The sequence below is a fragment of the Dietzia sp. SLG310A2-38A2 genome, from assembly GCF_014145095.1.
Classification (GTDB): Bacteria; Actinomycetota; Actinomycetes; order Mycobacteriales; family Mycobacteriaceae; genus Dietzia.
The window spans coordinates 27,150-37,619 of sequence record NZ_JAALDX010000496.1; the positions used below are offsets into that span (position 1 = coordinate 27,150).

General features: G+C 65.7%; 8 protein-coding genes. All 8 read right to left on the minus strand.

Annotation, left to right across the window (positions count from 1 at the left end; all coding sequences use genetic code 11):
- Positions 1-15 precede the first annotated feature (15 nt).
- On the minus strand, positions 16-636 hold the full coding sequence (locus G6027_RS16135) for a hypothetical protein (RefSeq protein WP_179526377.1): 621 nt from the start codon (positions 634-636) through the stop codon (positions 16-18).
- A 100-nt stretch (positions 637-736) separates the two neighbouring features.
- Positions 737-982 (minus strand): hypothetical protein, encoded by a 246-nt coding sequence (locus G6027_RS16140; RefSeq protein ID WP_179526376.1) that lies wholly within the window; start codon positions 980-982, stop codon positions 737-739.
- Positions 983-1,366: 384 nt separating this feature from the next.
- Entirely contained in the window at positions 1,367-7,015 is a 5,649-nt protein-coding gene (locus G6027_RS19545) for a DEAD/DEAH box helicase family protein (RefSeq protein WP_182638049.1), read from the minus strand.
- Positions 7,016-7,152: 137 nt separating this feature from the next.
- Entirely contained in the window at positions 7,153-7,773 is a 621-nt protein-coding gene (locus tag G6027_RS16150) for a hypothetical protein (protein WP_179526374.1), read from the minus strand.
- Positions 7,774-7,948: 175 nt separating this feature from the next.
- Entirely contained in the window at positions 7,949-8,446 is a 498-nt protein-coding gene (locus G6027_RS16155) for a hypothetical protein (protein WP_179526373.1), read from the minus strand.
- 134 nt (positions 8,447-8,580) lie between these two features.
- Positions 8,581-8,925 carry a hypothetical protein gene (locus G6027_RS16160; RefSeq protein ID WP_179526372.1) on the minus strand — a complete coding sequence of 115 codons (345 nt, stop codon included), beginning with the start codon at positions 8,923-8,925 and terminating at the stop codon, positions 8,581-8,583.
- 6 nt (positions 8,926-8,931) lie between these two features.
- On the minus strand, positions 8,932-9,735 hold the full coding sequence (locus G6027_RS16165; protein ID WP_179526371.1) for an AAA family ATPase: 804 nt from the start codon (positions 9,733-9,735) through the stop codon (positions 8,932-8,934).
- Between the two features lie 78 nt (positions 9,736-9,813).
- Positions 9,814-10,254 (minus strand): hypothetical protein, encoded by a 441-nt coding sequence (locus G6027_RS16170; protein ID WP_182638050.1) that lies wholly within the window; start codon positions 10,252-10,254, stop codon positions 9,814-9,816.
- Between the last annotated feature and the right edge of the window lie 216 nt (positions 10,255-10,470).

Below are 10,470 nucleotides of genomic sequence, written 5' to 3' on the forward strand. Positions count from 1 at the left end.
GGCCTTGTTGGGGGTTCACATGATGGTGAATCCGGTGAACCGGTAGTGGCCGTGTTGGTCCCGCACGATGGTGGCGGCCAGGGCTCGGTACCGGGCGCCCCATGTGATGATCGCGGGGACGTAGAAGACGGTCCGCTTGGGTTCGCGGAGCGCCTGGACCTGCTGGCGGCGGATCGTCACGGCGGTGTCGATTCTGGAGGCGGCGACGAACTCGGCGGCGGCGTTGATGCGGCTGCGTCCCGTAGCGGTGGCGAGGTCCCGGTCGAACAGGTCGCGCAGGCGCCCGCGGCGTCCGTTGATGATCGCCAGGGCGACGGTCAGCATCCGGTGGAGTTCTGCCCATTCCTGGCGGGTGGGGTCGAAACCGTCGTCGCTGATCGGTTCGGGGTTGGCGGGTCGGGGTGCTGCACTTTCGGCGTTGATGCGCTGGGCGCCGAGGCTGGCGACCATGTCGGTCAGCCATTCACGGGCGGTGAGGGCGTCGACGTGGTGGCGGGACAGTTCGTCGTAGGCGGCCTGGATGTGCCCCTGGGCGGGTTCGGTCAGTCCGTTCTCGGTGATCGGGTGCGAGGGGGCGGGAGTGGTGGCCGGCTCGCTACGGGGCAGGGCTCTGACTGTTGTGTCGGTGGTGCTCATGGTGTCCTCCTGGGGTTTCCGGGGGCGCGGTGCCCTCTCGGGGTGATGGGTTGGCGACGGGCCTACCGGCCCGCCCTTCGGGACGGGCCGGTAGCGGGGTTCAGTCGAGTCCGACGAGTCCGTCGACGCAGGCGATGCAGCAGCCTCCGGCGGAGGCGTCGGTGATGATCTCGTTGCACCTGGCGCAGCGGCGGGCGGGGTGCACGAAGGCAAGGCGCCCGTTCTCGTAGTGCCACAGCATTTCGGTGCCGTCGTCGGCGTGCATGAGGCGGATCTCGGCCTCGATGTCGCGATCCTCGGTCTCGAGCGTGAAGGCGTCGAGCAGGGTGCCGGTTGAGTCGGTCATGGTGTCCTCCTGGGGGTTTCCGGGGGATGGTCTCCCTCTCGGTATGCCTCCACTTTAGCACTAGTGCCACTAGTGGCGCAAGGGGTCAAGCGGGCTGATCTGGTTCTTTTCAGGACGGTTGACGCAGGTGAGAGCGAGTTTTGCGCAGGGCTCCCCCTTTCCCTGATACCGGCCCGATTGGTGTGGAGCGGACGGAGTCAAGCGAGGGAACGGCGGTGGAGACAAGAAGACCCGGGCGAAATAAGGGAGCGCAGCGACCGCGTCCGGGGCTTGTTGGCGGAGCCGGCGCACCCGCAGGGTGCCGACCTTGACACCGGCAGCGGAGCACCAAGACTGGCAGGGAGCAGGGAAAGGGACCCCCACCCACCAGAGCCTGGTTGCGGCTCAGACGTCCGGCTCGCAGTCCGGGGCCGGGCCGCTGAGTGGGCCGGGTTTGTGCCGTTCGGTTGAGGTGTCGGTGTCCGGCTCCTGGGCTCGGTACTTGAGGTAGGACGTGGTGAAGTCGTCGGCGGGGGCGGCGTCTTGGGACGTGGTGGGGGCGTGGGATGTGGTGGGTAGTGACGACCATGCCTCGAGGGCTTCGACCTCGCGCTGGCGCATCATCTCGCGTACCTCATCCGCGGTGTCGAATCCGAGTTCCTCGACCAGGGCCGGTGTCGGGTTGAGCATGAGGGACCAGCCGGCGCTGCGGCCCCTGGCCGCGAGTCGCTGTTCCAGTTCGGTCTGTGCCAGCTGGGCGGCATCGGAGTTCTCGTAAGCGGCGAGGTCGTCGTTGATCCCGGCCAGCTCGGTCTTCATCAGCTGCAGCTTCGCTGCCTCGGGGAAGGCCTCGTCTGGAGTGTTGTGCAGCTCGTCGAGCCGTCTGCGGTCGGCGTCTAACTCGGTGCGGGCGGTGTCGATCTGGCCCGGCGCTCGTGCGATCGCGTTCTCGATGCGGGTCATCACACCGTTGGCCATCGCGGCTCGGTTGGTGTTGGCGTCCTCGGCTTCCACGTCCAGGGCTTCGCTGTTGCCGGCGCCCCACAGTCCGAACTTCGAGTCGCTGCGCTGTGGCCAGAGTTGTTCCTGGGTGATGCTGACGCCGGCCATCGGTAGGTCACCGAACCGGAGGATGACCATGTCGTGCTCCATGACGCGGGTGACGTGCAGCGGCACGTCCGCGAAGGTTGCCACGTGGGCCGATTCGTGGGGGCCGGCTCCGCGCAGCTGCACGTAGGCCTCGCGCAGCGACTCGAGTAGGCGATCAGAGGCGTCCTTTCGGACGTTCACCGTGGTCCGACCGATGGTGTAGTCCTTGTTCTCCTGTTCGGCCCAGGCAGTGAGGGCGGGGGCTGCCGCCGAGAGCTGGTCGAGTCGCTTCTCATCGTTGGGGATCGAGCGTGTCAGTGCTGCAAGTTCTTCGCGGCGTGACCGCACCTCGGACAGATGGCTCTCGCGGCGGGCGTCGAGTCCCTCGATGTCTCGTTCCAGCTCCACTCGTCGCAGGTAGCGGTCGTCGCCTGTGGCGATGGCTTTGACCAGCGCGGTGGATTCGGCCAGGTTGTCTGCGGAGAGGTCTTCGATGCTGCGGATTGAGCGGTCGGCGGCGTAGAGCTGCTCGAGGAAGGCGGCTTTGCGGTTGAGGGTCTGCCACATTGCTGTGTCGTAGGTTGCGGTGGCGACGTAGTTGTAGACGGCCACCTGGGGGTTCTGGTTGCCCTGTCGGATGATGCGTCCCTCGCGCTGTTCGAGGTCCGCGGGTCGCCAGGGGACGTCGACGTGGTGCAGGGCGACTGCCCGTGACTGCACGTTCGTCCCGGTGCCCATCTTCTCGGTGGAGCCCATGAGCACGCTGATTCGGCCGTTGCGGCATGCCTTGTAGAGCGCGGCCTTGTCCTCAGGTTTGGGGTGGTCGTGGACGAAGGCGATCTGCTCGGCCGGCAGTCCGCCGGCGATCAGTTCCGCCTTGATGCCGGCGTAGATGTTCCATCGTCCGTCGTTCTTGGGCACGGACCGATCGCAGAACACGATCTGCAAGCCTCCCCTGACGTCGGATGTTTCTCCGAACTCATCGAGGTAGACGGTGTCTCGGGTGGCTTCCCACTCGGTGAGGATCCGGGCGGCGACCTCGCGGGCGCGTCCGCCCTCGGCAGGTGGCGCCAAGTGGGCACTGCGCGGATCGAGGGAGACGTTGCGGCCGTCGTTGGCGATCTTGAGGGCGTTGTCCAGATCCATCCGGCGGGGGTCGAGAGTGTCTGCGCGGTGGCCGAGATCCTGGATGAAGTCCTTGACCTCTTGGTTTGGCTCGAAGTCCACGACGATGTTGCTGCCGGAGCGTTTGACCGGCAAGTCCACTGGAACCTGGTCGCGGGTGACGGCGTCGGTGAACTGACTGACCATGCCGACCAGGTCGCCGACGTTGGCGAATTGACCGACTCGGGTGACCGAGCGCAGTTTGGTGCCCGAGGCGTTGAGCTCGACGGTCTCGGTCGTGTCGGTGAAGTTCTGTCCCCAGGCGTCGATGCTGTCGACACCGGCATGTTCGAGCAGGTCAGGGCGGAGATAGGTTTGCATGACGAACAGTTCGGCGAGCGAATTGGCGACCGGGGTGCCTGTCGCAAAACAGGCCACCCGCTCGACGTAGGCGTCGTCTGGCACTCCCGCGGTCGAGGCCTCTTGCCGCTTGCGGTCACGTAGATAGTCGAGTTTGAGCTTGAGGTCCATTGCCTGATCCGAGCCTGGGTGGCTGAGTTCCTGGACACCGGAGGTGCGGGCGAGGTTCTTGTAGAGGTGGGCCTCGTCGATGAACAGGTAGTCGCAGCCCGATTGCTCGAACGTCAGACCCTCGTCTTTGCGGGTGGCGTCCATTGCCCTGTCGAGATTGGTCTGGGCTTTGGTGATCGCCTTCTCGATCTGCTTCATCGTCGCGGCACTTCCGCTGCTCTCTTTGGTCTCGAGCAGTGCCGATCGCATGGAGTCGATCTGGTTGCTGATGAAGCTGGCGCGGGTCTGGGCCGAGGTCTTCATGCGGGTGAAGGCCGAGAGCGGGACGATGACGATGTCCCAGTCCTGGGCCGCCGATTGGGCGACGAGCTTCTGCCGTCCCTCTGCGGTGGTGCGGCCGGCACCGGAGAGGATGTTGGCGGCCGGATACCACTGGGCCGCTTCTCGGGCGACCTGGTCGACGATGTGGTTGGGGACCACGATCCAGGGCTGGCGGACCAGTCCTAGCCGTCGCAGCTCCATTGCTCCCATCAGCATCGTGCCGGTCTTGCCGGCACCGACGACGTGGTTGAGCAGGACGGTCGGCTCATTGACGATGCGCTCGACGGCGTTGCGCTGGTAGGGGTACGGATTGAACGTCTTGCCCAGGCCGGGGAAGGTTCGTCGTGACCCGTCGTAGGCGGGGGCGACGGTGGCGTTGAACCGCCAGTTGTACTCGGTGAGCAGACGCTCGCGCCGCTCTGGATCGCCGTTGAGGGCCCAGTCGACGAATGCCTCTTGCAGGCGCTCTGCCCGTTGCTTGGCCGCTCTGGTGGCCCCGGCGTGGATGTCGCCGCCGGGGACGGCCTCTTTGTACTCCTTGGACCGGTTGACCGTGATCGACCGGGAGTTCATCAGACAGTCGAGCACCTGCCAGTGGTCGAAGCTGCCCGAGCGGTCGCGCCCCAGGGAGACGCCCTGGTTGGTGAGGGCTTGCTCGCGATCGGTTCCCACGAAGTTGTAGGACCGTGAATAGCGGCCCTGTTGGGGCACGAGGCCGTAGGCGAGCGCATCGGCTTGGTAGCCGTCGTAGTACGTGCTGCCCTCGATGACCCACTCGTTGTTGACGTAGCTGACCGTCACCGAGTCCTTGTCGATGCGGAAGGTGTCAGCGATGAACTGCTCGTAGTCCTCGGGGCTGACCCAGGTGACCCCGAGACGGGCTCGGATACCGTCCTCGATGCGGGCAGGGATAACCTCCCGCAGCGCCGTCACGTTCGCCCGATAGCGGTCGTCGGTGGCCGCCGCGGCGTCTGCCTCCACGAGTTTCACGCGCACATTGCCCGACAGATAGCGGCTACGCGGAATCCACGTGCCGGGGTCATCAGTGGATCGGAACGCCAACGCTTCGGCCTGGAGCTGGTGCTCGACAGTAGCGGTGTCGACGTCGAGGAGCTGTGCGATCCGAGCTGTGTCGACACTCGCGCTTTCGTCCATGCAGACCGCCAACGCGTCCTGGATGGTCTCCGCGTGGTGGATGGGGGTTGCAGGTTCGAGCACGTCTGCGGTGAAGATGGCCGCTTTCCGGCCGATCATGCGCTCCTCGTCGAAGTGCTCCAGCGCTAGGACTGCCTGGAGGTGCGGCTCGTAGCGCAGTGCGCCGCCCAGGTGTGGGGCTCGCTTGGATCGGGCGGCCTTGGGCTGCCACGACTCCTCATCCAAACGGGACCGGATCTCGTCGGGGATGTCGTGCAGGCTCTCGGCGCCGTGGGCGGGACCTTCGGTGTCCAGCCAGGTAGTCAGTGCTGCCTCGAGGCGGGTGTCGTGCTCGGCCTGAGTGACGGCAGGTGGCTCTTTCCAGGTGAACCGGTTGAGGAACCCGTAGCGGGCCACGTAGGCGTCGTAGCGCTCGTTGAGGGCTGCCCGCAGGGCAGCCTTGTCGGCGGGTTCACCGCCATCGCGTTGGATCTGGACCAGCGCCAGCGTGGTGTCGCGCAGCTCGAGGATGGAACGCCACTCAGCGAGTCGACTCCTGGGGCACTTGCTGTCGACCCAGTCGGCCCCCTCGAACCGTTCGATCCGGCTGTCGTTGCTGTTGTAGCGCAGTGTGTCGATGGCGACGTCGCCATATTGCTCGACGGGGACGATGAGTCCGCGTTCGGTAGCCAGAGTCGAGTCGTAGACGACGAGATCCCGGTCGGCGAGCAGGCCTCGGCCGTCGAGGACTGCCGCGTCGATGACGGGGCCGAGGGTGTCGGCGATCTGGCGGTCGAGCGCAGCGTCACTGCGGGCCAGCACGCGCAGCTCGTTCTGTCCGTACATGCCGTGGCCGGCGGTTAGGGTGCCGAGCACGTGATGGGGGCGTTCGAGGAAATACTGGTTGACGGACAGCCGGGCCGGTGGGGCCTGCCCGTCGGCGAGGTCGGTCTGCACGCTGACATCCGCGGTACGGATGAACTGGCGTGTTTCTTCGCTCGGCTCCTGCCCGTGTTCGCGGACGCGGAACACCAACAGGTCGGTGACGACCTCGGTCCCTGCGACCCGGCGGAACGCCCCGGTCGGCAGCCGCACCGCCCCAATCAGGTCAGCTCGATCGGCCATCGCGGTGCGAGCGTCAGCGTTCGCGGCGTCAGCGGTGAACCGACTGGTGAGCAGAGCGACGTAGCCACCCGGGGCGGTGAGATCCAGCGACTTGAGGATGAAGTGGTTGTGGATCGAGTGCTGACCCCTGTTGTGGGCGTCGTCCCATAGCTTGATGTCGCCGAACGGGACGTTTCCGACGGCAGCGACGAAGGAGTTGTCCGGGACCGCGGTGTCGGCGAACGACTCGTTGCGAACCTGGGCGCTGGGATAGAGGGCCGCCGAGACGCGAGACGAGAGGGTGTCGAGTTCCACGCCCACCATCTGCGCATCGGCCGGCGCATGGCCGATGAAAGTGCCACTACCACTGCCAGGCTCGAGGACGAGGCCGCCCTGGAACCCCGCTCGACGGAGGAGGTTCCACGTCTCGGCGACGACGGCCGGATCGGTGTAGTGGGCATTGAGGATGGTGTGACGTGCACGGTTCCACTCAGCAGAGCTGAGTAGCGTTTCGAGTTCGGTGCGCTCCTCGGCGAAGTCGGCCCGCCGCGGGTCAAAGACCTCGGGAACGGCCCCCCAGCCCGACCACTGCGCGATGGCTGCCTGCTCGGCCGGGGTCGCATAGCGGTCCTCGGCGTCAAGGATGCGCAGTGTCCTGATCGCGGCGATGTTGGCCGCGATTCTGGCCTTCTTGCCGGAGGGGACGACAACCTCGCGGGTGGGTGCGTAGTCGACGGGATCGGGCCGCAGATCATCCTGGGTGTCGACCACTCCCCCACCCGCACCGGCGAACGCATGGGCGGCCGGCGCCAGCGCCGGTTCTGGCTGGCGGGATGGGGCGGGCAGTGGCTCGGAGTGGACGTTGATCGTCGTCGGATCGACCGGCGCGGCTCCCGCATCGTCGAAGACTAGGTCGAGTTGCTCGGGCGCAGTCCTCTCGCTTCGGACAGGACGCTTTCTCGCCGCTCCAGTTCCGCCTCTATGAGGTCCGTGAACTGTGCTTTGAGCGGGTCGTCCGGATCCTCCGGTATCGGCTGCGAGTCCTCGTAGCGTGTCTGCATCAAAAAGGCCGCCATCACCCGAAATCGGATTGTCTGCTCCGGCCAGACGTCCTCGGTCAGAGCGTCGATCTCGGGGCTCGGGTCGCCCATCACGTCCGTGTTCGTCCGCCACCGATCCGGGCTGGTCTGCCAGCTCTGATCCGCGACGGTCCCCTCGTACTCCTGGTCGGCCTCCAGCTCCACCTCCTCCCCCAGCTCCTGCCACAGGATCAGTTCCTCGGCCTGCGCTCGTGCTCGATTGCCGATCTGGACGGTCTCCAGATACGGGGGGAAATGCCCCTGGTTGTTCGCTCGGAACTGGGCGATTGCCAGACTCCTGAGCCGGTCGGTCTCGTCGGCGATCATCTCGGCCAGCCTCTCGGCCTCTGACTGGATCGCGGCCTCCAGAGCTTCGGGATTCGGGTACTCCTGGACCCGGCCGAGTTCCTCCCATGCCGCCTGGACGGCTCTGCGGGTCATCTCTGACATGGCTGTCTCCTTGGGTGGCGTCGTCGTCAAAGCTGAATAGGTCCGGCTGGTCTGACAACGGTGCCTCCACGATCGCTTCCGGCGTGGATTCACCATACGATCTCGGCGTGCGTTGGCAGTACTTCTAGCAGTACCTCTGGGCGTGGTGCGGGACGTGCACCGCGATGATTTGTACTCAGTCATTCGCCTCGCCCACCTTCTCTACCGCCCTTCTGGGCGTCCCGGAGTCCACCTCATCGGCCAAGGCCGGCCAGCTGAGATCGGGTTCAACGGCGTCACCAACCAGATACCCGATTTCGTGAAGGCCGGCCGCCACCGAGCCGCCGGTCCCGGACGCCAGCGCAGCGGCTGCTGCACCGATGAGCCGCAGGCAGTCTTCGCGTCTTTGCCGCGCGGCCAACACGGACAGAATCTGTCGGTACTCCCCCACTTCAGGTGGCGAGCTGCCTGCGCCGATCGACGCGGCGAGTTCGTAACCCAGTGCCCGCCCAGACAGCTCGGCCATCGCGTGAAGCTGCGGTTCGGGCACCTCTGAGTGAGTGGACAGCAGGACCGCCTCCGCACGTCGGTGTGCCCCGACGAACACTCGTTGGCGAGGGTCGGCCGCCACTAGTCGGATGTGCGCCGCGAGGTTGGACTTCATCTCGTTTGTGGGAAGGACGTTGGTGGGCATGTCCTGAGTTATACGCCTTTAGTAGGCCTAAAACTAGGCCTGAATCTGCTGACCCACGAACGCAGCAAGTGCCCCTTGTGGCACAAGGGGCACTTGTAACAACAGTGGCACGTGTGGAACTAGTGCCTATGGTGTCACCGCTCTAGTCGGTCGAGCTTCTCGTCGATGGCTTCCCGTATGAGGTCAGCGATGGCGTCGTAGGTACGGGCGTTGGTGGCCCACACGCTCTTGAGCCTTTCGTGGCGCTCCTTGCCCAGCACAACAGACACCTGCCCGGTACGGTCCCAGCCCTTCTTTTTGCTGGCCCCCTGCCTCTGTGAGGCGCCCTGGGGCTCGACCGGGACATTCTGGACGGCCGGCTCCGGGGCGTCCTGGGCGGCCGGCTCTGAGGCTTGCTGCGGAACGGGGCTCAGGTCGCTGAACACCGACCGCTTCCTGCGGTTCGGGGGCTTGGGGCCCTCCGGCAACTTGTCCGCCATGGTCGATCAGTCCTTTCCCGTGATGGTCGTGAGCATGTCGTCAAAGAACCTGGCGACTTCGACGGCGCGTATCTCGGTGAGTTCGTCGAATCCGTACCCGGCAGCGTTCGCTCGCTGGATGAAGGTGAGCCTGGGCAAGGGACGGCCGAGGACCGGGATCTCCGCGTCGCGTGCGTAGCTTTCGATCTCGGACACGAACACTTCCTCGGTCTTGACGTTGGTCCGGTGCCCGTTGATGACGATGCCCGCGATGTCGATCTCGCGGCCCAGTACCCGCCCCAGCTGCTCGTTGGCGGTGTCGATTGTGTTGACGATGCGTCCGACTCCGACGAACCCGGCCGAGGACGGGTCGGTGACGATGATGACCGAGTCCACTGCCGCGAACGCGTTGGTCAGGGTGAGGCCGAGCGCTGCGGGGCAGTCGATCACGACGAGGTCGTAGGCGTCGTCCGGGAGCTGACTGAGTGCTTTGTGCAGCGTCAGCTCGCGCATCATCGCCCCGGTCAGTGTCATCTCCACTGCGACGTAGTCGTCCAATCCAGAGGGCACGAGGTCGATGCCGTCCCGGCGGGTCGGCACGACCGCCTCGACGACGCGCACGTTCATCGACGGGTCCATGACATCGGCAATGGTGACGTCGAACCACTCCTCCGAGCTACGGGCGGTGAGCTGCTGGGTGAGGTTGCCCTGCGAGTCCAGGTCAATACCCAGCGCCTTCTTTCCCCTGGCCGCGGCGGCGTGCAACAGGGACTGCGCGACGGATGTCTTTCCGACTCCGCCCTTCTGGTTCGCTACTGCAACGATCTTCATGTTTCCTCCCGCTAGTGACTCTAGTGCAACTAGTGGCGCGTGCACCGCACGCGCCACTAGTTGATTCGGTGTGTCGGCTTAGATGCGGCGCGCACTGGCGAGAACGATGCAGCCGGGCGGCTTGATCGCCGACCAATCTTCGGTGTCCACCTCGAGGCGGAGCTCGCGCAGAGCGCTGTGCAGTCCGCCATTCTCGAACTCGCGGACATCTAGGGGAGCGTCGGCAGTGCCACGATCGACAAACTCGTTGAAGTACCCGACGCGGACCGATCCGGGGCCTGCGACGTCGGGGGTCGCTACCGCCCGCACCTCTTCGTCGCCGTGGATGATGCCTTCCACCACCCAGCGGTAGGCGTCGTCCTGTCCGGCTGCCTGAAACAGTCGGGCGATGACCATCACCTCACGGGCGGTCAGGTGCGAAGTCAGGGCGTGCAACACCTCAGGGTCGGCGATCAACGCCGCCACGTCGGATAGCGCCACACTGAGGGCGTCGAGCAGGGTGTCGGTTGAGTCGGTCATGGTGTCCTCCTGGGGGTTTCCGGGGGATGGTCTCCCTCTCGGTATGCCTCCACTTTAGCACTAGTGCCACTAGTGGCGCAAGGGGTCAAGCGGGCTGATCTGGTTCTTTTCAGGACGGTTGACGCAGGTGAGAGCGAGTTTTGCGCAGGGCTCCCCCTTTCCCTGATACCGGCCCGATTGGTGTGGAGCGGACGGAGTCAAGCGAGGGAACGGCGG

Coding starts and splice junctions, on each gene's coding strand:
- G6027_RS16135 (WP_179526377.1), bottom strand. CDS start 636: ATGAGCACCACCGACACAACAGTCAGAGCCCTGCCCCGTAGCGAGCCG.
- G6027_RS16140 (WP_179526376.1), bottom strand. CDS start 982: ATGACCGACTCAACCGGCACCCTGCTCGACGCCTTCACGCTCGAGACC.
- G6027_RS16150 (WP_179526374.1), bottom strand. CDS start 7,773: ATGTCAGAGATGACCCGCAGAGCCGTCCAGGCGGCATGGGAGGAACTC.
- G6027_RS16155 (WP_179526373.1), bottom strand. CDS start 8,446: ATGCCCACCAACGTCCTTCCCACAAACGAGATGAAGTCCAACCTCGCG.
- G6027_RS16160 (WP_179526372.1), bottom strand. CDS start 8,925: ATGGCGGACAAGTTGCCGGAGGGCCCCAAGCCCCCGAACCGCAGGAAG.
- G6027_RS16165 (WP_179526371.1), bottom strand. CDS start 9,735: ATGAAGATCGTTGCAGTAGCGAACCAGAAGGGCGGAGTCGGAAAGACA.
- G6027_RS16170 (WP_182638050.1), bottom strand. CDS start 10,254: ATGACCGACTCAACCGACACCCTGCTCGACGCCCTCAGTGTGGCGCTA.